Origin of the sequence: Geothrix fermentans DSM 14018, assembly GCF_000428885.1 — a bacterium.
In the GTDB taxonomy this organism is placed as follows: Bacteria; Acidobacteriota; Holophagae; order Holophagales; family Holophagaceae; genus Geothrix; species Geothrix fermentans.
Map to the genome: position 1 here is coordinate 14,832 of NZ_AUAU01000022.1, position 25,011 is coordinate 39,842.

Sequence of the window (25,011 nt, forward strand, 5' to 3'; positions counted from 1 at the left end):
GCCGGCTCCAGGGTCCTATCCCAGGAGGGAGTCGAGCTTCTCCTTGAGCGACTCCTGGGTGAACGGCTTCACCACATAGGTGCTCACGCCCGCCTCCAGGGCCTGGACGATGTCCTGGGTGGCGGCGTGGGTGGTCACCATGAGGATCGGCACGGCGACACCGCGGTCCCGGATGGCCCGGGCGAAGGCGAGGCCATCCATTTCGGGCATGTCCCAGTCGGTGATGATCAGGTCCACGCCACCCTGGTCGAGCATCGCCAAGCCGGCGAGCCCATGCTCGGCCTCCACCACGTCCGTGTGGCCCATGCGGACGAGGTTGCCGATGATGATGCGCCGCATCGTCGGGGAGTCGTCCACCACGAGGATCTTCACGGAGTCTCCAGGGAAGGCCGGGGCGCTCGGTGCGCTTCGGCATTCTCTCCCATCGGTGGGATATGGAACATTGTCAAATCTGGCCCAGCCGTCCCCCGGCCCGGGGCCGGGCTGGGATAGACTTGGATCCGTGCGCGCGCCCGCGGGGGCGCACCCCGGAGGTTCCATGCCCGAAGCCCAAGGCCCTTGCCCTCCGCAGCCTGACCCAGATCCCGCGCGCGCCGCGCTGGGAGCGCCGGGCAGTAGCCCGCCAGGAAGGCGAGGTGAGCCTAGTGGTTCTACGCGATCCGAGCCTGACGCAGCGGGGTGCTGCCCGCCGCCCCAGCCCGAAGGGACGGTGCCAGCCGGGCGCTCGGCGGCGTCAGGGCCCTTGAGCAACGAACCACGTTGCCCTGCGGGCCCTTCCTTGCCGAGCATCCCGGCTGGCACCGTCGCGGCACACGGGGGGTCTGGGTCAGGCTGCCTGGACCCCGGCCAGCTGGACGCCACCCTCCGGCGCCTGGCGGAGGACCTGCTGGCTCGCCTGAAGCCCGAGGAGGAGGTGGTCCTCCTGGGCATCCGCTCCCGGGGCCTGCCCCTGGCCGAGCGCCTGGCCATCCTCCTGCGGGCCGCCACCGGGGCCGCGGTGCCCGTGGGCTCCCTGGACATCACCCTCTACCGGGACGACCTCACCGAGATGGTGGGCAGCCCCATCGTCCGGCCCACGGAGATCCCCTTCACCCTGAAGGAGCGCACCGTGGTCCTGGTGGACGACGTGCTCTACACCGGCCGGACGGTGCGCGCCGCCCTGGACGCCCTGCTGGACCATGGCCGCCCCCGCCGGGTGATGCTCCTGGTGCTGGCGGACCGCAGCGGGCGGGAGCTGCCCATCCAGGCCGACCTCGCCGGGCTGCGGGTGGAGGTGCCCCCAGGCCACCGGGTGGCGGTGCGGCTGAAGGAAATCGATGGTGAAGACGGCGTGACCGTGGAGGCCTGCTGATGACGTCCGAGCGCTACGTCTTTCCCCACAAGCACCTGCTGGGCATCGAGCCCCTCAGCCCCCAGGACATCACCGCCATCCTGGACCAGGCCCGGGCCTTCGAGGAGGTCTGCGAGCGGCCCAGCATCAAGATCGTGCCGGCCCTGCGCAAGAAGCTGGTGGTGAACCTCTTCTTCGAGAACAGCACCCGCACCCGCAACAGCTTCGAGATCGCCGAGAAGCGGCTCAGCGCCGAGATCATCAACTTCGACGCCGACACCAGCAGCCTGAACAAGGGCGAGACGCTCATCGACACGGCCATGAACCTGGAGGCCATGCACCCGGACCTCATCGTCATGCGCCACAGCGCCCCGGGGGCCCACGCCCTGCTGGCCCGGCACATGAAGGCCAGCATCGTGAACGCCGGCGACGGCGCCCACGAGCACCCCACCCAGGCCCTGCTGGACGCCTACACCCTGCGCAAGCACTTCGGGAACCTGGAGGGCCTGCGGGTGGCCATCGTGGGCGACATCCGCAACAGCCGCGTGGTGCGCTCCAATTTGTGGCTGCTCACCCGCATGGGCGCCAAGGTCACCCTGGTGGGCCCCCCCACGCTGGTGCCCCAGGAGATGGCCGCCACCTGGCCCGGCATCCAGATCAGCCACGACTTCGACGCCGTGATCCCCGACCAGGACGCCATCATGATGCTCCGCGCCCAGTTCGAGCGCGGCACGGGCGCCTACATCCCCGGCCAGGGCGAGTACAGCCGCTTCTTCCAGCTCAACCCGGCCCGCATGAAGCAGGCCAAGAAGGACGTCGTGGTGCTGCACCCCGGCCCCATCAACCGCGGCCTGGAGATCACCAGCGACGTGGCCGACGGCCCCCGCAACCTCATCCTCGACCAGGTCACCAACGGCGTGCCCGTCCGCATGGCCGTCCTCTACCTGCTGTCCCACCCCCACGGGGAGCAGGTGCCCTGATGGCGCTTCCCGTCGAGCGCATCCTGCACGCCATCCACCTCTTCCGGAAGGACCGGGTGCTCTTGGATGCGGATCTCGCTGAGCTCTACGGGGTGGAGACCCGGGTCCTCGTCCAGGCCATCAAGCGGAACGCCCAGCGATTTCCGGCTGACTTCATGTTCCAGCTCAGCGATGGGGAATGGGCCATCTTGAAATCACAATCTGGGATCTCAAGGTCCTGGGGCGGCCGCAGGACCGCGCCGTACGCCTTCACGGAACTGGGCGTGGCCATGCTTTCCAGCGTGCTCAACAGCGAGCGGGCCATCCGGGACCTGAGGGAACCGCCCGTCCCCGCCAGGAAGCCCATCGGCTTCCGCCCGAAGAGGTAGTTATGGCCGCCCCCGTCGAGATCCTCTCCCGCCTGCTCTGGATCAGGGATGCCGCCGCCCTGCCCGACCAGGCCCTGGCCGACCAGCTGGGCCTGGACCTGAAGGCCCTCACCGCGCTGGTGCAGGCCCGCCCCGAGCGTTTCTCCGAGAGCCTGGTCTTCCACCTCACGGCCGAGGAGCGCCAGAAGATCCCCCAGGCCCCCGTCCTGGCCTTCACGGAGGCCGGAACGGCCCTGTTGACGGGCCTCCTGGCGGACCAGGAGCCGGCCCTGCTCAAGCTTCTGCCCGCCTTCGCCGAGGCCCGGCGGGTCCTCACGGCCCAGGCCGAGCTGGCCGCCCGGCTCATGCTGCTGGAACAGAAGGTGGACGTGATCCTCAAGGCCCTCCAGGGGGAGGGCGAAGAGGAGGGGCAGCCGGAGCGCCCCATCGGCTTCGTCCAGGAGAACCTGCCCAAGGGGCTGAAGGCGCGGCAGCGCGCCCCGAAGAAGGGATGATCCGTCCATGATCCAAGGCCCCATCACCCTGCTCATCCTCGACGGCTTCGGCGACGGGCCGCGGAACGCATTCGACGCCACCTTCGTGGCGGCCATGCCGCGCTTCAACTCGCTGAGGAAGGCCTACGCCACCACCCAGCTCTTCACCAGCGGCGAGGCCGTGGGGCTGCCGGACGGCCAGTTCGGCAACTCCGAGGTGGGCCACATGAACCTGGGGGCCGGCCGCGTGGTGTGGCAGGAGCTGACCCGCATCGATGCGGCCATCCGGCGGGGCACCTTCCGGGAGAACGCCGCCATGGGCGCCCTGCTGGCCGGGCTCAAGGCCTCCGGGAAGCGCCTCCACCTCATGGGCCTGGTGAGCGACGGCGGCGTCCACAGCCACCAGAACCATCTCGTGGCCCTGGCCCAGTGGGCCCAGGCCGCCGGCGTACCCACCACCATCCACGCCATCACGGACGGCCGCGACACGGGCCAGAAGAGCGCCGACGGCTACCTCCAGTGGCTGACCTTCCAGCTGCGGGACCTCCCCCTGGTGACCCTCGGCTCGGTGTGCGGGCGCTACACGGCCATGGACCGCGACAAGCGCTGGGAGCGCACGGAGCAGGCCTGGAAGCTCTACGTGGACGGCGAGGCGCCCCAGACGGCGCCGGACGCCCTGGCCGCCATCGCGGCGGCCTACGGGCGCGGCGAGACGGACGAGTTCGTGGCCCCCACGAAGCTCACGGCCTTCCATCCCATCGCCGATGGCGACGGCGTGCTGTGGTTCAACTTCCGCGCCGACCGGGCCAGGCAGATGTGCCACGCCCTGGTGCATCCCGGCTTCGCGGGATTCAAGCCCCGGCACCGCCCGGCCGTGAAGCTGGTCACCTTCACGGCCTATGACATGGAACTCGACCCCTACATCTCCGTCGCCTACCCGCCCCAGAGCCTGGACCACATTCTGGGCGAGCTCATCAGCGCCAAGGGCTGGAAGCAGTTCCGCACGGCGGAGACGGAGAAGTACGCCCATGTGACCTACTTCTTCAACGGCGGCCGGGAGGCCCCCTTCGAGGGCGAGGAACGGCGCCTGGTGCCCTCCCCCAAGGTGGCCACCTACGACCTGCAGCCGGAGATGAGCCTGGCGGACGTGAGCCATGGGCTGGAGGCGGCCATCGGCTCCGGCCAGTACCGGTTCCTGGTGTGCAACCTGGCCAACCCCGACATGATCGGCCACACCGGCGACCTGAAGGCCGCCGTCACCGCCTGCGAGGCCGTGGACGCCGCCGTGGGCCGCATTGCGGACGCCACGCTGGCGGCGGGCGGGGCCCTCTTCATCACCGCGGACCACGGCAACTGCGAGTGCATGCGCGACGAGGGCGGCAATCCCCACACCTCGCACACCCTGAACCCGGTTCCGGCGGTCCTCGTGGCCCGGGGCTTCGAGGCCCGCCAGCTTCGCAGCGGCGGCGCACTCAGCGACGTGGCCCCCACCCTCCTGAAGCTGTTCGGCCTGCCCCAGCCCGAGGCCATGGACGGCAAGAGCCTGCTCTGAGGAGGGCTCCGTGAGCCAGATGCCGCTCGCATCCGTCGCCACCCCGCGAATCGTCAAGGTCATCGGAGCGCTGCTGATCCTGCTGAACCTGGGGGTGGCGGTCGCGGTGGCTTGGAGCCTCGATGTCATCTACCGGCAGCACGTGAGGCGGGCCGAAATCGCCACCCAGAACCTGTCCGAGGCGCTGGAGGACAACGTCAGGGACACCATCCGGGGGATCGACCTCACCCTCCAGTCCCTCCAGGACGAGGCCGTCCACGACCCCCGGGGCCTGAGGCAGAGCGTCCTGACCCAGGCCTTCCAGCGGACCGGGAACCTGACCTCCCTCCAGGTGGCGGACCGGACGGGGCGAGTGATCTACGCGGTCCCCGGGGAACCCGCGGCGGCGGTGTCCAGCCAGGCCTTTTTCCGGCAGTTCCAGGAGACGGAACGGGATGACCTGTTCATCTCCAGCCCCGTCCCGGGCCCGGGCGGCACCTGGAACCTCATCCTGGCCCGGCGGATCCAGCGCGCCGGAGGCGGGTTCGCCGGCGCGGTCTACGCCCTGCTTCCCACGGAACAACTGGCCCGGACCATGTCCCGGCTGGATGTGGGCCGATGGGGTTCAGTGTCCCTGCGGGGGGCGGACCTGGGCCTGCTCGCCCGCTATCCCGACTTCGCAGGACGGTCCAGGCTGATCGGCGACACCCACGTGTCCGGCGCCTACCAGGTGGCGATCCGGTCCGGCCATGGCTCCGCCCAGTTCACGGAGACATCGGTCCTGGACGGCATCCGGCGCACCTACACGCTGCGGAGGTCCGACTCTCCCGTGTTCTACATCCAGGTTGGCCTGGCCCAGCAGGAGTATCTCCAGGCCTGGCGCCACCAGGCCGCCCTGGCGGCCGGGGTGGTTCTGGGGCTGGTCGGCCTCACCCTGGCCCTGGGCTGGCAAGCGCGATCCTCCTGGATCCGCTATGAGAAGGACCAGGAGCGGCTGGCCACTCAGGAGGCCAAGTACCGGCTGCTGGCGGAGAATGCCACAGACGTCATCTGGTCCATGGATCCAGACGGCAACCTCACCTACGTGAGCCCCGCCATCCTCCAGCAGCGCGGATGGTCCCCCGAGGAGTTCATGGCCTCGAAGCCGGAGGTGCGGGCGGTCTCTGGGAAAGCTGGCGAATCGTTCCAGAAGCGCCTGGATGAAATCCGCCGGCTTCCTCCTGGGTCCCAGCCCGCCGAGGAGGACCTGCTCCAGACCACGGTGGCCCGCAAGGACGGGCTTGAGATCCACGTGGAGATCCAATGCCGGGCGGTCTGGGGGGAGGACGGGTGCCTGCTCGGCTTCCAGGGCGTCACCCGGGACATCACCGCGCGCAAGCGGATGGAGGTGGAGCGCGAGAGGCTGATCCAGAGCCTGACCCAGGCCCTGGCCGACGTGAAGCAGCTCAGCGGCATGCTCCCCATTTGCGGCAACTGCAAAAAGGTGCGCGACGACCACGGCTACTGGAGCCAGATCGAGACCTACCTCTCCGAGCACACGGAGGCCACCTTCACCCACGGCGTCTGCCCCGACTGCGCCCAGAGGTTCCGGGAGGAGATCCAGGCCCGCCGCACTCAACGGACCGAGGGAGGTAGCGAGTGAAGATCGCCTTCATCGGCACCCACGGCGTGGGCAAGACCACCCTCTGCTATGAGCTGGCCGCGGCCCTCAAGCGGGAGGGCATCCATGTGGACATCGTGAAGGAGGTGGCGCGGCTCTCGCCCCTGCCCATCAACCAGAAGACCTCCCTGGAAGCCCAGACCTGGATCTTCTTCACGCAGATGGCGGAGGAGATCCGCTCCGGCAGCCAGCATGACGTGGTGGTGTGCGACCGCAGCGTGCTGGACAACTACGCCTACCTGATGCTGGCCTTCGGCCGCCAGCTGCCCATCGAGCGCTTCATGCACCACTGGATGAAGGGCTACGACCTGCTCTTCAAGGTGCCCTTCTCCGGCCACCTGGCGGCGGACGGCGTGCGGGACACGGACACCTTCTTCGCCGAGTCCATCGACCGGCTGGTGGATCAGCTCCTGGCGGAGCGCGCCATCCCCCACGAACGGCTGGATCCCGGGGACCGCCCTGGCTGGATCCGCCGGGTGAAGGAGGTGGTCCTCCACCACCCCAAGGCCCAGAAGCGTTTGTTATAGACCATTTGGTCATTTGTGATCCAGATCGCCCCCATTGGGCTGGAGCGGTCCTGACTCTCGGTAGATCATCCAGGGTCGGGAGGCGTCCATGGCCCTGAATGACACCCAGCTCGTGCGCGGCGGCAGCTTCATGTTCCACCCCGCGGGCACCCTGCCCCAGTTCACGCCCGAGGAGAGCAGCGAGGAGGCATTGGCCATCGCGGAAGCCGCCCGCGACTTCGTGGCCGGTGAGGTCATGCCCCGGGACGAGGAGATCGACCACCTCGATCTGGAGCTGAACCGCGAGCTGCTGCGGAAGGCCGGCGAGCTGGGCATCCTGGGCATCGAGATCCCCGAGGCCTACGGCGGCCTGGACCTGGAGAAGAAGACGGCCCTGCTGGTGCTGGAGGAGATGGCCAAGCAGGCGAGCTTCTCCACCAGCTACGGCGCCCACACCAGCATCGGCACCCTGCCCATCGTCTACTTCGGGAACCACGCGCAGAAGGCGAAGTACCTGCCCCTGCTGGCCAGCGGCGAGTGGGTGGCGGCCTACGCGCTGACCGAGGCGGGCAGCGGCTCCGATGCCCTGGGCGCGAAGACCACCGCCGTGCTGGAGGACGGCCACTGGGTGCTGAACGGCACCAAGGCCTGGATCACCAATGCCGGCTTCGCCGATGTCTTCGTGGTGTTCGCCAAGATCAACGGCACCCACCTCAGCGCCTTCATCGTCGAGAAGACGGATCCCGGCGTGAGCACCGGGGCTGAGGAGAAGAAGCTCGGCATCAAGGGCAGCTCCACCCGCACCGTCATCCTCGACAACTGCCGCATCCCCGAAGACCGGCTGCTGGGCGGCAAGGGCAAGGGCGCGCGCATCGCCTTCGGCATCCTCAACGTGGGCCGCTTCAAGCTGGGCGCCAGCTCCGCCGGGGCGGGCAAGCGCGTGCTGGAGTACACGCTGAAATACGCCGGGGAGCGCACCCAGTTCGGGAAGCCCCTCACCGCCTTCGGCCTCATCCAGCAGAAGCTGGCCAGCATGGCCGTGCGGATCTTCGTGGGCGAGAGCATGAACTTCCGCACCATCGGCTACCTGGACGAGGCCCTGGCCCACACCAGCTGGGAGAGCGAGACCGGCGGCGCCGACAAGATGAAGGCCATCGAGGAGTACTCGACCGAAGCCTCCATGGCCAAGGTCTGGGGCAGCGAGGCCCTCTTCGCCACCGCCGACGACGCCCTGCAGACCTTCGGCGGCGCGGGCTTCAGCGCCGAGTACCCCGCCGAGAAGATCTACCGGGACTGCCGCATCAACCGCATCTTCGAAGGCACCAACGAGATCAACCGCCTCCTCATCGCCCAGACCTTCCTCAAGCGGTGCAGCGGCACGGACGGCCTGCCCCTGGCCGAAGCCGGCTCGGCGCCCCTCCAGGTGCCGGAGGACGGGCTGCTGGGTACCGTGGCCCTGGCCAAGGCCCGGGCCCTGAAGGTGATCGCCCGGGCCCAGGCGGAGCAGGGACCGAAGATCCTGGACAACCAGGAGGCCGCGGCCCACATCAGCAACCTGCTGCTGGAACTCTATGCCATGGAGTCCGCCGCGGTCCGCGCCGGCAAGATGCTGGCCTCCGGCCACCGCTGGGCCGCCCTGGCCCGCGACATGGCCGAGGTCTACACCCAGGAGGCCTGGAACCGCGTGCAGTCCGAGGCCCGCATGCTGGCCGGCGAGCTGGCCTCCGGCGAGGCCCTGGACGCCCTCATGGCGGAGCTGCTCGCCATGCACGCCCCGGCGCCGGCGCCGCTCTCCACCCTGCGCAACCGCATCGCCCTGGCCCTCATGGAGCAGGGGCGCTACCCGATCGGCTAAAGATTCACCACGGAGGCACGGAGTTCACTGAGAAGAACACGGAGAAAGCACTGAAATCGCATCTCCGTGTTCTTCTCCTCCGTGTTCTCAGTGTCTCCGTGGTGGATCCCTCGCGCCGGGGATTCTCTCCTACCGGACGCCCGTGTGCAGGGCCACGATGCCGCCTGTGAGGTTGGTCCAGCCGACCTCGCGGAAGCCCGCGTCGGTGAGCTCGGCGGCCAGGGCCCGCTGGTCCGGGAAGCCGCGGATGCTCTCGGGCAGGTAGGTGTAGGCGGAGGCGTCGCCGCTGATCCGGGCGCCGATGCGGGGCAGCACGCGCAGGCTGTACCAGTCGTAGAGCGCCTTCAGTCCCGGCAGCACCGGAGTGCTGAACTCCAGGATGGTGAGCTGGCCGCCGGGCCTCAGCACCCGCAGGAACTCGGCGTAGGCCAGGGGCCGCGCCTCCACATTGCGGATGCCGTAGCAGATGGTGATGCCGTCGAAGCTGGCGTCCCGGAAGGGCAGCCGCTGGGCGTCCGCGTCGCTGGAGGCCCAGATCCGGTCCGCCAGGCCCTTGCGCTGGAACTTGGCGGGCCCCAGCCGCAGCATGGCGTGGGTGAAGTCCGTGCTCACCACCTGGGCGCCGCGCCGGGCCAGGGCCACGCTGGAGTCCCCCGTGCCCGCAGCCACATCGAGGAAGCGCTTCCCCGGCGCGGCGCCGGAGCGCCGGGCCATGCGCCACCACCACCAGAAGTCCACGCCGCCGGACAGCACATGGTTCAGGAGGTCGTACTTCCCGGCGATGGCCGAAAACATCTGCTGCACTTGAGGGCCTTCCGGCATCCAACCTCCTGGGGCCCTTCCATTGAACCAGAGAGGAGGCCTACCTGAGGTATCCCCGGCATTGACCAGAGGTAGAGGCTAGCCAAGAGCCCTGTGGGCCCCCATCGTGGTCCCTACCCCAATCTGGAGGACAGAGATGAGCACCGCCGCTGCAGAGCAGGTCAAGGGAGGCAGTTTCCTGCTGACCCCCATCGGGGCCATGCCCCAGTTCACCGCCGAGGAGTTCGGCGACGACGCCAAGGAGTTCGCCCGGGCCGCCCGGGACTTCATCGAGGGCGAGGTCATCCCCCGCGACGAGGAGATCGACAAGCTCGACCTGCCCCTCACCATCGAGCTCATGAAGAAGGCCGGCGAGCTGGGCCTGCTGGGCCTCGAGATCCCCGAGGCCTACGAGGGCATGGACGTGGACAAGCGCACCGCCATGCTCGTGCTCGAGGAGATGAGCAAGCAGGGCAGCTTCGCCGTGAGCTACAGCGCCAACACCGGCATCGGCACCCTGCCCATCGTCTATTTCGGCACCGAGGCCCAGAAGAAGGCCTACCTGCCCAAGCTCGCCACCGGCGAGTGGCTGGCCGCCTACGCGCTGACCGAGGCGGGCAGCGGGTCCGACGCGCTCGGCGCGAAGGCCACGGCCGTGATGGACGGCGACCACTGGGTGCTGAACGGCACCAAGATGTGGATCACCAACGCCGGCTTCGCCGATGTCTTCGTGATCTTCGCCAAGGTGGACGGCAAGGACTTCAGCGCCTTCATCGTCGAGAAGACCGACCCCGGCGTGAGCACCGGCGCCGAAGAGAAGAAGATGGGCATCAAGGGCAGCTCCACCCGCACCGTCATCCTGGAGAACTGCCGCATCCCCAAGGACCGCCTGCTGGGCGAGATCGGCAAGGGGCACAAGATCGCCTTCGGCATCCTGAACATCGGCCGCTTCAAGCTGGGCGTGGGCAGCCAGGGCGGCATGAAGCGCATTCTGGAATACACCATCAAGTACACCGGCGAGCGTCAGCAGTTCGGCAAGCCCATCAACAGCTTCGGGCTCATCCAGCAGAAGCTCGCCGACATGGCCACCAAGATCTTCGTGGCCGAGGCCCTGAACTTCCGCACCATCGGCTACCTGGATGACGCCCTCCACGCCACCAGCTGGGACAGCCCCACCGCCGGCGCCGACAAGATGGCCGCCATCGACGAGTACGCCATCGAGTGCAGCATCTCCAAGGTGTGGGCCAGCGAGGCCCTGTTCAGCGTGGCGGACGAGGCCGTGCAGGCCTTCGGCGGCTACGGCTTCAGCGCCGAGTACCCGGCCGAGAAGGCCCAGCGGGACTGCCGCATCAACCGCATCTTCGAGGGCACCAACGAGATCAACCGCCTGCTCATCGCGGGCACGCTGCTGAAGCGCGCCATGAAGGGCGAGCTGCCCCTCATGCAGTTCGGCCAGCAGGTGGCCAAGGAGATCTCCAACCCGATCAAGGCCGAGAGCTTCACGGGCCCCCTGGCCCGCCTCAAGCACGGCGTGGAGCTGAGCAAGCGCCAGTGCATGCTGGCTGCGGGTCTGGCGGTGCAGGTGCTGGGCCAGAAGCTCATCGACAACCAGGAGGTCATGGCCCGCATGAGCAACATGCTCATGGAGATCTACGCCATGGAGAGCGCCGTGGTGCGCGCCGAGCGCATGGTGGAGTCCGGCCACCGCTGGGCCCAGATCGCCCGCGACATGACCGAGCTCTACGTGAACGAGAGCTGGCACAAGGTCCACGGCGACGCCCGCATGCTCTGCGCGGACGTGGTCGAAGGCGAGGCCCTGCGCCACGCCCTGGCCGGCGTGAAGGCCTTCACCGAGTTCCACCCCACCAGCAGCGCCCGCCTGCGGGGCCGCATCGCCAGCGAGCTCATCCAGAAGGGGTACTACCCGGTCGAAGTGTTCTGAACCTGGGCGCCGCCGCGGCGCGGCGGCGTATGGAAAGGGGCCCCGCGGGGCCCCTTTTTCGTTCCAGGTTTGATCTACCGCCGGATCTCGCGGCCGCCGCCGCGGCCTTCACCGCCGGAGGGGCGCATGGGCGCGGGTTCCGGGCGCGATTCGGACCTGGGCTCGGGCCGGGGTTCGGGGGCCCGCTCCCGGGGCGGATCGACCCGGGTGGGACGGGATTCCCGCTCGGCGGGCCGGGGCGAAGGGTCCGGGCGGCGTTCCTCCCGCTCGTACCGCGGCCGCGGCTCCACGGGGCGTTCCCGGGGCGCGCTCTCCATGCGGCGGTCCGGCTGGGAGGGCCGGGATTCGTAGCTGCGCTCGCGGGGGGCTGGGTCCTGGCGCCGCTCTTCCGGGCGGGGCCGGGATTCCATGGGGCGCTCCCGGGGCGCGGGGTCCGGACGCCGGTCCTCCACACGGCCCCGGGGCTCGGGACCGCGATCCCGCGGAGCCGGATCCGCCCGCCGGTCCTGCGGCTGGGGCGAGGGCAGCTCCCGCGCGCGGTCCCGCGGCCGGTCCTCGAAGCCCCGGGCGCGGGGCGAGACCGGGCGGTCGGCGCCCTGGGCCCGGCGATCCTCGAAGGGCACCCGGGCGGCGGGGCCGGGGGTGGCGCCTGGGGTGGGCGTGCCGGGGCGGGCGGCCGCGACGGGCGCGGCCTCGCGCCGGATGATGGTGCGGCCCGTGGCAGCCTGGGCCTGGCGCTCATAGGTGGCCAGCCGCTGGCGGTTCACGTCGCGCTGGAAGGCCGTCTGCATCTGGCCCGGGTTGCGGAACTCCGCATGGGAGACCACCAAGGGGGACCGCTGCCAGGGGGCCCGCAGATCCCGGCCGCCGCCGGTCCAGGTGGTGGCGCCGGTGGCGCCGTTGAAGCTGCGGATCACGTTGGCGTCGGAGTAGATGCGGGTGCGGACGTTCACCACGTTGATGTAGTTCACGGACACCACGTTCCAAGCGTAGCCGCCGCCCCAGGCCCCGTAACCCCAGTGGCAGGGCGTGTTGTAGTAGCCCAGGGGCGCCCAGCCGTAGTAGCCGGGGGTGTAGTTCCAGGCCACCCAGGCGGGGCTGTAGTAGACACCGGGGATCCAGAACCAGCCCACGCCCAGGCTCCAGTGCCAGCGGCCGTGGTGGTAGGCCACGTAGGCCCAGGGCTCGTCGGAGATCCAGGTCATGCCGCCCGCGTAGGGGGCCCAGCGGCCCTCGTAGTAGGGGCGCCAGTCCTCGGCCACGCCGTTGGGCTGCCAGACCCAGCCGTACTCCGTGGACTCGACCCAGCGGCCGTGGCCGTCCAGATCATCTGCGTAGTAGCGGATCTCGGAGGGCACCCGGTCCCAGCTCTCGCCGCGCCGGATCACCAGCGCCCGCTCGCTCCAGCGGTCGAAGTCGTCGCCGTCGTAGGTGTTGAAGTCGCGCACGCGGTCCAGCCGGTCCTGGGGGCTGTAGACCGTCAGCCGCTCGCCCGCGGAGACGCGGTTCTCGTCCCGCTCGTTGGCGAAGGAGACCCGGCCGCTGTGGACCTTGAGGCGCACCAGCCGGTCGCGCTCGGCCTCGATGGTGAAGGCGCCGCTGTCGAAGCAGGTGGCTGTGCCGGAGGGGGTGTCCACCCGGAACCGGGCGTCGGACTGACCGCCCAGCACCACGCGCATGCGGCCGTAGTCGAGGCGCAGGAGCACCTGCTTCTCGCCCTGGCGGTTGGTGAAGAGGGCCGCCACGGTGAAGCGGGTGGCGCCGCCGAAGGCGATGCGGGTGCCGTCGCCCAGTTGCAGAACGCCACGACCGCGGCTTTCCACGACATCGCCTTCCGCGATGGGGGTGCCGCGGCCCAGGGTCTCGTCCAAGTCGCCCTTGCGGACCCGGACCTCGCCCTCGACGGCTCGCACCATGGCATAGCGCTCAGGGGCCTCGCCCTGGTAGGTCTCATCATCCCCCGGGGCCTGCGCAGCCGCGTGGGGGGCCATCGCCACGAAGGCTGCGGGAAGCAACAGGGCCGCGGCGACTCGGGAATGGGTGAAGGGCGCGTTCATGGGACCTCCAAGGGATTGGATGCCGACTCCCGCAGGATCGGTTCCGGGGTACCGAGCCAGGGTCGTGCCAGTTTTTGTAAGTCTTCAGTCTTCAGTCTTCAGTCTTCAGTCCTCAGTCCTCAGTCTTCAGTCTTCGGTCCTCAGTCCTCAGTCCTCAGTCTTCAGTCTTCGGTCCTCAGTCCTCAGTCTTCAGGCTCTCGGCCTCAGTCTTTGGGGAAGGGGGCGAGGGCGGTGCCCACTTTGGGGGGGTCGGGGCGGGGCCCCAGGGCCGCCAGCCGGGGCAGCAGGCCCATCCAGGGGATGGACCACTGGCGCGGAGCGCCCTTCTCCACGTCCCCGGCGGCCACCTCCAGGCGGTCGGGCAGGAAGCGGATCCGCAGGTCCCGGCCCGGCGGCAGCGGCAGGTGGACCAGCCGGGCCGTGGCGGGATGCACCACGATCAGGAAGCTCTCGCCATCCTCCATGACCCAGAGCAGGCCCCGGAGGAAGGGGCGGAAGTCGTCCGCGCCCCACTGGAGCCCCCCCAGTCCCTGGGTCAGGGGGGAGTCCTTGGGGAAGGTCCAGACGCCCGGTGCCAGGTCCAGCGGCGCGCCGCCATCCCGCCAGGCCCGCAGGGGCCGCCCCGGCAGGCCCGTGAGCAGGAGGATCAGACCCCGGGCATCGCTCACGCGCAGGGTGCCATCCCCGCTCAGGTGCACGGTCATGGGTCCCTGGGAGGGGGCGGGGGTCCCGGGCACCTCCGCCGGGGGCACCCAGGGTTCCGCCATCCAGGCCAGGGGCGAGGCCTGCTCCCAGGGCAGGGGCTGGTGGCCCGGGACCGTCGGGGCCTGGGTCGCGGGAGGGGGGGCGGCCAGCAGGGCCGCGCCGGTCAGGAAGAGGGCGCCCAGCCGCACAGGGCCTCCAGGTTGCGGGTGGTCAGGTCGGCCAGCTTCTGGGTGGAGATGCCGCGCAGCGCCGCCACGGCCTCGGCGGTGAACCGCACGTAGGCGGGCTCGTTGGACTTGCCCCGGTAGGGCACCGGGGCCAGGAAGGGCGCATCCGTCTCCACCAGGATGCGGTCCGCCGGCGCCCAGGCCGCCACGTCGCGCACGGCCTCGGCCTTCCGGAAGGTGGCGATGCCGGAGAAGCTGAGGTAGAAGCCCAAGTCCAGGGCGCGGGCGGCGAAGGCGCGGTTCTCGCTGAAGCAGTGGATGACGCCCCGCACGGCGTCGGCGCCCTCCTCTTCCAGGATCCCCAGCGTGGCCTCCGGGGCGGATCGGGTGTGGATCATGAGGGGCTTCCCGAGGGCCTTCGCCAGGCGGATCTGGGCGCGGAACACCGCCTCCTGCTCGTCGCGCGGGCTGAGATCGTAGTGCCAGTCCAGGCCGGTCTCGCCCACGAAGCGCACGGCGGGATCCGCCGCCAGGGCCGCCAGGGCCGGTTCCGTATCCTGAGACCATGTCTTGGCCTCGTGGGGATGCACGCCCAGGCTGGCCCGAACGCTTGGAATCCGCCGCGCAAGGTCAAGTACTGCGCGTGAATCTTCCAAGTCGGTGCCCACGGCGATGAACCCCGCCACCCCCTCGGCCCGGGCCCGGTCGAGAGTCCTTTCCACCTGGCCATCGGCCAGATGGCTCCCGGTGAGATGGCAATGGGCGTCCACAAGCATGGTTTCATGATCCCATGCCCACCAAGGATCATGGTGCGCGGCTTCCGCGCCGATGATCCCCTCAACGATCGACCCATGCGTTCCTTCCGCCCCACCATCCTATGGCTATGGCTCTGGCTGAGCCTCACCGTCTCCCTCACGCTGGCGGGCCAGCAGCCTGCGTTCCGGCGCTTCGGGTTGCGGGACGGCCTGCCCCAGAGCCAGGTGACGACCCTGCTGGAGGACCAGCGCGGGTTCCTGTGGGTGGGCACCAACACCGGGGGCGTGGCGCGTCTGGGGGCTTCGGGCTTCCGGACCTTCGCCGGGCCCCAGGGACTCAAGGCCCTCTTCATCCACACGCTCCTGGAGTCACCCTCCGGCAGCATCTGGGTGGGCAGCCAGGAGGGCGTGTCCGAGATCCGCGGCGAGACCGTGCTGAACCATACCCTCGACCCGAACGGGGGGGCCCTCGAAGCACGGGCCCTCGGGCTGGACGAGCAGGACCGCGTGCTGGTGGGCAACCGCCAGGGCCTGTTCCGCTTCCAGGACGGGCGGTTCACCCCGGTGCAACTGCCCGCGCCCTGGCCTGGGGGGCCGATCCGCCGCCTGGCGCGGGACCATGCGAAGGGGGTGTGGATCCTGGGCCGGGACAACCTGGTGGCCCGGTGGGACCCGCAGGGCCTGAGCCTGTACGCCCTGTCCCGGAACCATCCCGGCGGAGTGGCCCGCGACCTCCAGGTGGACAGCCGCGGACAGGCCTGGCTGCTGCTGGACAGCGCCCTCCTCCGCATGGACCGGGGCCGCTGGGTGAACGTGCCCCTCGCCGGACTGCCCCGCACCCCCCGCATGGTGAGCCTCCGGTTCGACACCCTGGGCGAAGGCTTCCAGATCTCCCTGGGCGGTGACGGCGTGCTGGTCCGGGAGGCCGACGGGCGCACCCGGATCCTCTCAGCGGCGACGGGCCTTCCCCGCGACCGCATCTTCATCGCCATGCGCGACCGGCGGGGCGTGCTGTGGGTGGGCTCGGACGGCGATGGCCTCGCCGCCCAGGCGCTGCCGGAACTGCTGACCCTGGACAGCTCGAACGTGGTCCTGGGCAAGGATCTGGCCGCAGTCTCGGGCATCCTCGAGCTGGCCCCGGACCGCTACATGCTGGCCACCAGCACCGGGATCTACCTGGCGGAGGACCGCCGGAACATCACCGGCCACTGGACCCAGCGCGAGGGCCTCCCCGCCACCGAGACCTGGGGCCTGCTCCCGGATGGAGCCGGCGGCGTCTGGGTGGGCACGGACCGCGGCCTCGCCCGCTGGCGGAACGGCCGCGCCGCCGCCGCCGGCCCCCGGGAGATGGCCAAGGCCGCCGTCCTCACGCTGGTCCGCGATGGAAGCAGCATCTTCGCGGGCACCGACCAGGGCCTGTTCCAGCTGGACGGCCAGGGCCGCCTCCTGGCCCACCACCGCCTCCCGCCCGAGGCGGGCAACGAGACCGTCTCGAACATCCTCCGCCACGAGGGTCGCCTGCTCCTGGCCACGGGCTACGGGCTCTGGGAACTGGACAGGGGCAAGCTCCAGCGGGCCTTCCCCGAGGCCCCCTTCGCCGCCTCCACGGTGACGGCCATGGCCGCCGATGCCCGGGGACGGCTCTGGATCGGCACCATGAAGGGCCTCCACCTCTGGCGTGACGGCCAGTGGACCACCTTCGGGATCAAGGACGGCCTGCCGGACGAGGGGATCAATTTCATCGCCGACGTGGGCCGGGGCCGCATGGCCTTCGGCCACAACAAGGGCGTGACCCTGCTGGAGGGCCGGAACCTCCACCACCTGAGCCGCAGCCAGGGCCTCATCTCGGAGGAGACCAACCACGACGGCTTCCTGCTGGATTCCAAGGGCCGGCTCTGGATCGGCATGATCGGCGGGGTCTGCATCCTCCAGGACGCCCAGGGCTTCCACAACACTCCGCTGCGCCCCCCCACCCTGCTGGATGTGCGCTGGCCCGCGGGCTCCCAGGCCCTCCCGCAGGAGGCGGATGTCCCCCCGCGGCCGGATTTCCTGGATCTCAGCTTCGACACGGGGGATCCGCTGGTCCCCTCCCAGCTGCACTACCAGGCCTTCCTCCAGGGCGTGGACGAAGGCTGGCGGCCCGTGAACCAGGGGCTCACGCTCCAGTACCGGAACCTCCGGGCCGGGCACTACGAATTCCGGCTGCGCGCCTCCAGCGACGGCGTGGCCTGGGCTGAGGCGGCGCCGGTCTCCCTCGTGGTCGCCCCCGCGTGGCATGAGCGCTGGCTGGTCCGGAGTCTCTTCGGCCTGGCCCTGGTGGGCCTGCTGGCCTGGGCGCTCTGGTGGCGCGGCCACAGCCTCGCCCTCCGCTCCCGCGAGCTGGAGGAGACCATCGAGAACCGCACCCTCATGCTGGACCGGCAGAACCGCGCCCTGGAGCACGCCCACCAGCAGATCAAGCGGAGCCTCGAGAGCCGACTGAAGCTGCTGGACACGGTCACCCACGACCTCCGCTCGCCCCTCACGACCATCCTCCTCACCCTGGACCGGCTGCGGGAGCTGGCGCCCCAGGCCAGCCTGAACCTCCTCGACGTGATGGAGCGGGAGGCGAACCGCATCGAGACCCTGGTGCGGAACCTGCTGGACCAGAGCCGCTCGGAAGCCCTGCTCCAGAGCCTCAAGCTGGTGCCGACGGTGCCGGCCGAAGTGACCGAGGGCTTCGAGGATGTGCTCCGCTTCAAGGCCGAGGCCAGGGGGCTCGCCTTCCACCTGGAGGTCTCCCCGGACACGGGGCAGACCTGGATCCACGCCGACACCGCCACCCTCCACCAGGCCATGCTGAACCTCTTCGAGAACGCCCTGAAGTTCACGCCGGCCGGCGGCCGGGTGGGCATCCGCTCCTCCGTGGACCGGAACGCCGGGATCTGGCGCCTGGAGGTCTGGGACACGGGCCGCGGCCTGGACGCCTCCAAGGCCCGGGAGCTGCTCCAGCCCTTCCGGCAGAACCAGGCCGGGGACGCGGTCCAGGGCTGGGGCCTGGGACTCTCCATCTGCCAGAGCATCATCGAGGCCCATCGCGGGGAGCTGAGGATCGAGAGCGAACCCGGCAACGGGTCGCGCTTCTTCGTGGAGCTCCCCCTGCAGGAGGGATGAGCCCCTGTGACCGAGGGCATAAACCCCGGGCGGGAACGGACCACTCCGCGCATCCTGGGTGGGACCGGAGCACCCGTGGCCCCTTCTCATCCCATGCCCCTGCCCCTCCCCAGGCACAACCAACCTCCCCGCATGCTGAGGCTGAAGGACGGCCTCAAGGACGGGCTGGGGCGGAGCATCACCTACCTGCGCGTCTCCGTGACCGAGCAGTGCAACCTGGCCTGCGTGTACTGCAAGCCGCGGACCGGGGCCCTGGAGCGCGCCGAACCGCCCGCCATGAGCCGGAACGAGGTGGTGCAGGCCGTCCAGGTCTTCACCAGCCTGGGCATCCGCAAGGTCCGCCTCACGGGCGGAGAGCCCCTGATGCGCCGCGACCTGGAGACCATCGTGGCGGGCATCAGCCCCGAGGTGGAGGGTCGGGTGCACCTCACGACCAACGGGGTCCACCTGGCCCGCCGGGCCCGGGGCCTGCGCGACGCGGGCCTGGCCGGCGTGAACGTGAGCCTGGACGCCGCCGAGCGGGGCGCCTTCGAGCGCCTCACGCGCAAGGATGGGTTCTCTCGCGTGATGGCCGGCATCGAGGCCGCCCGCTCGGCGGGCCTCAAGACGAAGCTCAACGCCGTGGTGCTGCGGGGCTGGAACGAGGACCAGATCCTCCCCCTGGCGCGGCTGGCGAGGGCCGAGGGCATCCAGGTCCGCTTCATCGAGTTCATGCCCTACCAGGGCAACGGCTGGGGGAAGGACCAGTTCATGCCGGCCGAGGAGATCCTCCGCATCGTCCAGGAGGGCCTCGGGATCCCCCTGGAGGAGGAGCCCGTGGTGGGCCTGGAGGAGGGTCCCGCGCGGATCTTCCGCCTGCCGGGCGGCGAGGGGAAGGTGGGCGTCATCTCCACCCTCAGCGCCGATTTCTGCGACCGCTGCAACCGGGTCCGCCTCACCAGCCGCGGCGAGCTGAAGGCCTGCCTCTTCGGGAACCGGCCCGTGGACCTGCTGGAGCCCCTGCGGAACCACGCCACCCACGAGGACCTGGCCCGGCTCATCCGCCAGGCCCTCACGGAGAAGCTGGACTGCCATCCCATGCGTCGCGGGCAGGTTCCCGACCTCGCGGACGGCATGTGGCAGGTGGGCGGGTGAGCCGGAGGCCCGTGGGCCTGCTGCTGCTGAGCGGCGGCCAGAGCCGCAGGATGGGCGAGGCGAAGCATGCCCTGCCCCATCCCGCTGGCGGCAGCTGGGGCGGGCGCCTCGTCCAGGTCTTCGAGATTGTCTTCCCGTGCGCGCCCGTCCAGGTGCTGGGGGAGCCCCTGCCCGACCGGCCGGACCTTCCCGTACTGGAGGATCCGCGCGAGGGCCCCGCCCGCGCGCTCGGGGTCTGGGCCGCCCGGGAGGCGCCCGCCGTACGCCGCTGGTGGGTGGTGGCCTGCGACCAGGTGCGCTGGACGCCGGATGCCCTGGCGGCCTGGGCCCAGCGTGCGGAAGCGGCCGATCCCGGGGCTGCGCACTGGGTGGCGGCCCGGCACGGTGGCCGCCTCCAGCCCCTCGGAGGCTGGATCGCCGCCGCCCTCCGCCCCGCCATCGCCGCCGCGACCCCCCGCTCGCTCACCGCGCTCCTGGAGTCCCTGCCCCACCTCGTGCTGCCCTGCGACGGGCCGGAATGGCAGGACGTGGATACGCCCGAGGAGCGGCGGGACTTCGAGGACGAAGGCTAGCGGGAATCAGCCCAGCCGCTTCCGCACCAGCCGCTCCACGGGCACGCCACCCTTGAGGTGGCTCTCGATGATCTCGGGCACGTCCTCGGGGGTCACGTGGGCGTACCAGATGCCATCCGGATACACCAGCACCGCCGGGCCGATGGCGCAGAAGCCCACGGAGCCGCAGTGGATGCACTGGACCTCGCCCTGCCGGTTGCCCTTGTAGAACAGGAGGCCCGCCTCGATCAGGTGGGCCTTGAAGGCCTCCAGCACGGCCTCGGAGCCGTTGGCCGCACAGCTCTTCGAGGTGCAGACCAGCACCTGGCGCTTCAGCGAGGGGCCCATCACGGGCGTGACGGCGGCGTCCTGCTCGGGGGTGGGAAGGGGACGGGGAACAGGCATGGCAGCCTCGGGAACCCCCACCATACCAGCCTTTGTGGCGGCCGGGGAAAGCTTGCAGATCCATGCCAATCGAGGGTTTGGGGTCAAATTACTTGGTGGTTATTTAATTATTAGTGACCATAGTCACGAACGACTTGACCTCGTTATCCACCCATTCATCCTCTATTCCAGCGGCGCCTCATCCGCGCCCGCTGCAAGCTCCCACAGGATCCCCGGGTCCGGTGCCTTCGGCCTGCCCGGCCGGAGCCCGCCCATCCCCCACCCTCCCAGAAAGGACGTGCTTCCATGCGGAACACCCTGAAATGTCTCGCCGTGATCGCCGCGCTGTCGGCGTCGCTGGCCGCCCAGGGCGGCAGCGACACCAAGGGCAAGTTCTTCTTCAAGAAGTCCTGCAAGTCCTGCCACACGGCCGGCGGCAGCGCCAAAGAGATCACCCCCCTCTCCAAGACCCAGGCCCAGTGGAAGGCCTACTTCGCCGCCGGCAAGCACAAGAAGGGCGCCGAAAAGATCGACTCCATCGTGAAGCCCGAGCAGGTCAAGGACGTGCAGACCTTCCTCGTGAACCACGCCTCCGACTCCCCGCAGCCCGAGACCTGCGGCGGCTGATCGCGGCCCGCGGCCATCGAACCCTGCCCCTAACCCCCCACCCCGGAGACACCCACCATGAACTCTAGAATCGCGCTCGCCCTCGTCGCCATGCTGGCGCCCGCGGCCCTCAGCGCCCAATCCGCCCAGGATCTGCAGAAGCAGATCGAGCAGCTGAAGGTCCAGCTCAAGGCCGTCGAAGAGAAGGCCGCCGCCGCGCAGGAAGTGGACACGCGCCTGACCAAGGTCGAGACCAAGGTCGCCGGCGACAACATCCAGTGGGGCGGCGACCTCCGCACCCGGTTCGATTCCACCCAGTGGGATTTCAAGCCCTACCAGGCCTTCATGGGCTTCGCCCAGAACCCCGCGACGGGCATGCCCATGCCCCTGACCCAGCAGGTGCCCGCCCAGGAGTGGACCAACTCCGTCCAGTGGTCCACCCGCCTGCGCCTGAAGATGGGCATCACCATCAACGAGGACGCCAAGATCATGGGCCGCCTCGTGATGTACAAGATCCACGGCGGCGCCGACGTGCCGACCTTCAACGGCTCGCCGAACACCGTGGCGAACTCCTTCAACGCCGGCAAGGTTCCCAGCACCGACGTGCTGCGCGTCGAGCGCGCCAGCCTGGTCTACCACTTCAAGTCGCTGGCCAGCATCCTGTCCATCGGCCGCCAGAACACCACGGACGGCCCGCCGTTCGAAGTCCGCGAGGGCGGCGAGCGCCAGGCCACGCCCCAGGCCCTGGCCGTCAACGCCACCATCGACGGCATCGGCTGGAAGTTCGAGCTCGAGAAGATCGGCCTGCCCGAGGGCACGCTGCTCGGCCTCTGCTACGGCGTGGGCTACGAGAGCGGCTTCGGCGGCGGCGGCCTGGTGAAGACCAACGCGGCCCCCGTGGGCTTCAACTTCACCAAGGTGGACATCAACACCACCACCGGCCAGCCGAACGTGCAGAACGCGTCCATGCAGATCGCCTCCATCGGGCCCCTCAAGGACACCACGGTGCTGGGCGCCATGTTCGACATGCCCCTGCTCTTCCAGATCGGCGAGAGCGTCCAGAGCGCGAACTTCTACCTGGGCTACAACCGCTTCGGGAACATGATGGACATCCCCTACGGCAGCCTCAATAACTTCCCCATCCCCTCCATGCCCGGCGTGGGCGGCATGCCCAGCAGCCAGTACGTGACGGCCACCAACAACCTCGGGGACATGGACCAGTGGACCATGACCTGGAAGCACAAGGTGGGCGACCAGTTCACCTACTTCCTGAGCGGCGGCTACATCAAGAGCCATCCGAACGGCAAGGTCTCGCAGTACGGCGCCTACTGGGACTTCCCGGCTGCCTTCGGCGGCACCCAGCAGCTCGCCGGCTTCGGCGGCCTCATGGGCGATCCCATCAACAGCCACACCGCCTCGGCCTACTACGCCGGCATGCGCTGGGATCCCCTCGCGAAGCTCGGGATCGGCGTCGAGTTCAACCATGGCTCGCCGCGCTGGTTCACCTACAACCCCTCCACCGGCGAATACAGCGAGAAGCTGGGCACCCGCGGCGATGTGTGGGAAGGCTACATCCACTGGCGCTTCGCCAAGAACGCCGCGCTCCGCCTGGGTTACCTGGACTACAAGTACTCCCACGCGTTCAGCGGCTGGCAGATCGGCCCTGCCGCCATGCCCGGCCAGAGCTGGGAAGACGCCTACGACCTGAGCAAGAACCCCATGCTCCAGTACAGCTTCCCGGCCAAGGTGAAGAACACCTACGCCGCCATCGAAGTGACGTTCTAGACACCTGAAACACATGGGCCGGGGAGGCGACTCCCCGGCCCATCCTCCACCACCCTTCCTCGCAGTACCCGGGAGACCACGATGGGAACGATTCGCATGGATCGCCGGCTGTTCCTGAAAAGCGCGGGCGCCACCGCCGGGGCCGTCGCCGCCACACAGGTGGGATGCCTCAAATACTTCAAGAAGGGGCGCAGCTCCGCGGCGGAAACCCGGGAAATCCCGACGACCTGCGAGCTGTGCCCGAACAAGTGCTCGGCCATCGCCGTGGTCGAGGGGGGCTTCGTCCGGAAGCTGAACCCGAACCCCGAGAACCCCAAGTCCCGCGACATGCTCTGCGCCCGTGGCAACGCCGCCATCAAGCAGGTCTACGACCCCGACCGCATCAAGCAGCCCATGATCCGGGTGGGCACCCGCGGTGAGGGCAAGTGGAAGCCCGTGAGCTGGGACGAGGCTTTCGACTTCGCCGCCAAGAAGCTGTCCGAGGTGAAGGACAAGTACGGCCCGCAGGGCACCCTCTGGTCCTCCACCGAGGGCTTCCAGGAGGTCTTCTTCAAGAACCTGGGCCTGGCTTTCGGCTCCCCCAACCTCGTGCGCCACCCGACGCTGTGCCTCGCCTCGGTGAACCTGGCCTACAGCGCCACCTTCGGCACGGTCCCCAGCTTCGACCTGCTGAACAGCAAGTTCGTCATCATCTCCGGCGCGAACCGCTTCGAGAGCATCATCACCCCCGACACGATGGACCTCATCGGCGGCGTGATGGAGCGCAAGGCCAAGCTGGTCTACCTGGATCCCCGCTTCACCGTCACCGCCGCCAAGGCTGACGAGTGGTACCCCATCAAGCCCGGAACCGACCTGGCGTTCATCCTGGCCATGATCCACGTGATCATCGCGGAGAACCGGCACAGCAAGGATTTCGTGGCCACTTACACCACCGGCTTCGAGCAGCTCGCCGAGCACGTCAAGCAGTACACCCCCGAGTGGGCCGAGAAGGAGACGGAGATCCCGGCGAAGGACATCGTCCGCATCGCCCGCGAGTTCGCCGACGCCGGCGCCCGGGCCCTCTACTACGCGGGCCGCCGGTCCTCGTGGTACCAGAACGACTTCCAGATGCGCCGCGCCCAGGCCATCCTCAACGCCATCGTGGGCAACTGGGACCAGATGGGCGGCATGGTGCCCAACGCCAAGCTCCCCAAGGGCGAGTTCCTTTTCATGCCCTGGGACGAACCCAAGGCCCCCCGCGTGGACGAGATCGAGAAGAACTTCCCCCTGGCCGCCAAGGGCGACGGCGTCTACCTCAAGCTGCGCGAGAACGTGCTCAGCGGGAAGCCCTACCCCGTGAAGGGCTGGATGGTCTACAAGCAGGACCCGCTGAACGCCATGCCCGACCAGTCCAAGACGATGAAGATGATCGACCAGATGGACTTCATCGGCGTCATCGACGTCCAGATGAGCGACATGGCCTGGTATGCGGATGTGGTCTTCCCCGAGAGCGCCTACCTGGAGCGCACGGATCCCGTCGAAGTCATGCCCGGCATCTGGCCCGCGGTGGTCTACCGCCAGCAGGTGGTGAAGCCGATCCACGACACGAAGCCCAACCTCGAGATCGTGCAGGGCCTGGCCAAGCGCCTGGGCCTCGGCGACTACTTCGACTACACCATCGACCAGTGGGTGGAGGCGGAGTTCAAGGACCTGCCCATCCCCATGGCCTCGGAGCACATGAAAAAGCACGGCGTCTGGGCCGCCAGCGGGCAGCCCAGCTACGGCAAGACCCTGAACCCCGACCACCGCTTCGTCACCAAGAGCGGCAAGATCGAGATCTTCTCCGAGCGCCTCCAGGAGGCCGGCTACGACCCCCTGCCCGTCTACGCCGCCCCGGTGCAGCCGCCCGGCGACCGATTCCGCCTCATCCTGGGCCGCGTGGGCTACTTCACCCACGCCAACCAGTCGAACAATGTGTGGCTGCACGAGTTCATGAAGGAGAACGATCTCTGGATCAATCCCAAGCCCGCGGAGCGGCTGGGCATCCGGGACGGCGCCACCGTGACCGTCAGCAGCAGTGTGGGCAGTGTGAAGCTGAAGGCCCGCGTCACCGAGGAGATCCGCCCCGACTGCGTGTTCATGCTCCACGGCTTCGGCAAGAAATCCAAGATGCAGAGCCTGGTCTACAACGTGGGCGCCAGCGACGCGGTGATCCTCGAGACGGCCTGGGACAAGGTGTCCGGCAACGCCGCCTTCCACGAAACCTTCGTCAAAGTCGCGAACGCCTGA

The 25,011-nt window shown here is 69.4% G+C and carries 20 protein-coding genes and 1 pseudogene; 15 read left to right on the top strand and 6 right to left on the bottom strand.

The features are described 5' to 3' along the window. Positions 1-15 precede the first annotated feature (15 nt). Positions 16-372 (bottom strand): response regulator, encoded by a 357-nt coding sequence (locus G398_RS0108165; protein ID WP_026853237.1) that lies wholly within the window; start codon positions 370-372, stop codon positions 16-18. A gap of 406 nt (positions 373-778) precedes the next feature. On the opposite strand from G398_RS0108165, the gene pyrR reads away from it, so the two are divergent. From pyrR to G398_RS17175, 8 genes and pseudogenes are all read left to right on the top strand, one after another. After that, positions 779-1,351 carry a bifunctional pyr operon transcriptional regulator/uracil phosphoribosyltransferase PyrR gene (gene pyrR / locus G398_RS21475; protein WP_281173071.1) on the top strand — a complete coding sequence of 191 codons (573 nt, stop codon included), beginning with the start codon at positions 779-781 and terminating at the stop codon, positions 1,349-1,351. Further along, complete coding sequence (locus tag G398_RS0108175; protein ID WP_026853239.1) at positions 1,351-2,310, top strand: aspartate carbamoyltransferase catalytic subunit; 960 nt, start codon at positions 1,351-1,353, stop codon at positions 2,308-2,310. The genes pyrR and G398_RS0108175 overlap by 1 nt, the downstream gene beginning before the upstream one ends. Further along, a pseudogene (locus G398_RS17165) lies at positions 2,310-2,615 on the top strand (ORF6N domain-containing protein); the annotation flags it as partial. The gene G398_RS0108175 and the pseudogene G398_RS17165, both read left to right, overlap by 1 nt. Positions 2,616-2,680: 65 nt before the next feature. Continuing rightward, the gene (locus tag G398_RS0108185; RefSeq protein WP_026853240.1) at positions 2,681-3,172 is read left to right on the top strand and encodes a hypothetical protein; all 492 of its coding nucleotides are present in this window, start codon (positions 2,681-2,683) and stop codon (positions 3,170-3,172) included. A 7-nt stretch (positions 3,173-3,179) separates the two neighbouring features. After that, the gene (gpmI, locus tag G398_RS0108190) at positions 3,180-4,703 is read left to right on the top strand and encodes a 2,3-bisphosphoglycerate-independent phosphoglycerate mutase (protein ID WP_026853241.1); all 1,524 of its coding nucleotides are present in this window, start codon (positions 3,180-3,182) and stop codon (positions 4,701-4,703) included. Positions 4,704-4,722: 19 nt separating this feature from the next. Then, positions 4,723-6,324, top strand: coding sequence for a PAS domain S-box protein (locus G398_RS0108195; RefSeq protein WP_245576287.1), 1,602 nt, complete (start codon positions 4,723-4,725; stop codon positions 6,322-6,324). Further along, positions 6,321-6,869: an ATP/GTP-binding protein gene (locus tag G398_RS17170; RefSeq protein ID WP_052571686.1), complete on the top strand. Its 549-nt coding sequence runs from the start codon at positions 6,321-6,323 to the stop codon at positions 6,867-6,869. The genes G398_RS0108195 and G398_RS17170 overlap by 4 nt, the downstream gene beginning before the upstream one ends. 88 nt (positions 6,870-6,957) lie before the next feature. After that, the gene (locus G398_RS17175; protein ID WP_043484375.1) at positions 6,958-8,703 is read left to right on the top strand and encodes an acyl-CoA dehydrogenase family protein; all 1,746 of its coding nucleotides are present in this window, start codon (positions 6,958-6,960) and stop codon (positions 8,701-8,703) included. A gap of 129 nt (positions 8,704-8,832) precedes the next feature. Here the strand turns inward: G398_RS17175 and G398_RS0108210 are convergent, their stop codons facing one another. Then, complete coding sequence (locus G398_RS0108210; protein WP_026853243.1) at positions 8,833-9,525, bottom strand: class I SAM-dependent methyltransferase; 693 nt, start codon at positions 9,523-9,525, stop codon at positions 8,833-8,835. Positions 9,526-9,661: 136 nt separating this feature from the next. On the opposite strand from G398_RS0108210, the gene G398_RS0108215 reads away from it, so the two are divergent. Then, a complete protein-coding gene (locus G398_RS0108215) occupies positions 9,662-11,446 on the top strand; it encodes an acyl-CoA dehydrogenase family protein (protein ID WP_026853244.1) in 1,785 nt (594 codons plus the stop codon). Between the two features lie 74 nt (positions 11,447-11,520). On the opposite strand, the gene G398_RS0108220 is transcribed toward G398_RS0108215, so the two are convergent. The 3 genes from G398_RS0108220 to G398_RS0108230 form a co-directional block, all read right to left on the bottom strand. After that, entirely contained in the window at positions 11,521-13,503 is a 1,983-nt protein-coding gene (locus tag G398_RS0108220; RefSeq protein ID WP_026853245.1) for a FecR family protein, read from the bottom strand. Between the two features lie 203 nt (positions 13,504-13,706). After that, positions 13,707-14,396: a hypothetical protein gene (locus tag G398_RS0108225; protein WP_026853246.1), complete on the bottom strand. Its 690-nt coding sequence runs from the start codon at positions 14,394-14,396 to the stop codon at positions 13,707-13,709. After that, positions 14,372-15,151: a TatD family hydrolase gene (locus tag G398_RS0108230; protein ID WP_026853247.1), complete on the bottom strand. Its 780-nt coding sequence runs from the start codon at positions 15,149-15,151 to the stop codon at positions 14,372-14,374. The genes G398_RS0108225 and G398_RS0108230 overlap by 25 nt, the downstream gene beginning before the upstream one ends. A 75-nt stretch (positions 15,152-15,226) precedes the next feature. Between G398_RS0108230 and G398_RS0108235 the strand changes: the two genes are divergently transcribed. From G398_RS0108235 to G398_RS19550, 3 genes are all read left to right on the top strand, one after another. After that, the gene (locus G398_RS0108235) at positions 15,227-18,283 is read left to right on the top strand and encodes a sensor histidine kinase (protein ID WP_169720632.1); all 3,057 of its coding nucleotides are present in this window, start codon (positions 15,227-15,229) and stop codon (positions 18,281-18,283) included. Between the two features lie 75 nt (positions 18,284-18,358). Then, entirely contained in the window at positions 18,359-19,417 is a 1,059-nt protein-coding gene (gene moaA, locus G398_RS17180) for a GTP 3',8-cyclase MoaA (RefSeq protein ID WP_157492333.1), read from the top strand. After that, the gene (locus G398_RS19550) at positions 19,414-19,989 is read left to right on the top strand and encodes an NTP transferase domain-containing protein (RefSeq protein ID WP_157492334.1); all 576 of its coding nucleotides are present in this window, start codon (positions 19,414-19,416) and stop codon (positions 19,987-19,989) included. Before moaA ends, G398_RS19550 begins: the two co-directional genes overlap by 4 nt. Positions 19,990-19,995: 6 nt before the next feature. Here G398_RS19550 and G398_RS0108250 read toward each other — a convergent pair whose 3' ends face one another. Beyond that, positions 19,996-20,373: a (2Fe-2S) ferredoxin domain-containing protein gene (locus G398_RS0108250; protein ID WP_211229060.1), complete on the bottom strand. Its 378-nt coding sequence runs from the start codon at positions 20,371-20,373 to the stop codon at positions 19,996-19,998. A 285-nt stretch (positions 20,374-20,658) separates the two neighbouring features. Here G398_RS0108250 and G398_RS0108255 point away from each other — a divergent pair, with 285 nt between their 5' ends. The 3 genes from G398_RS0108255 (at position 20,659) to G398_RS0108265 (ending at position 25,011) form a co-directional block, all read left to right on the top strand. Beyond that, positions 20,659-20,979: a c-type cytochrome gene (locus G398_RS0108255; protein WP_026853250.1), complete on the top strand. Its 321-nt coding sequence runs from the start codon at positions 20,659-20,661 to the stop codon at positions 20,977-20,979. 57 nt (positions 20,980-21,036) lie between these two features. Next, on the top strand, positions 21,037-22,743 hold the full coding sequence (locus G398_RS0108260) for a DUF3373 family protein (protein WP_084512281.1): 1,707 nt from the start codon (positions 21,037-21,039) through the stop codon (positions 22,741-22,743). A 96-nt stretch (positions 22,744-22,839) separates the two neighbouring features. Then, positions 22,840-25,011, top strand: a complete 2,172-nt coding sequence (locus G398_RS0108265; protein ID WP_211229061.1) for a molybdopterin-dependent oxidoreductase — start codon at positions 22,840-22,842, stop codon at positions 25,009-25,011.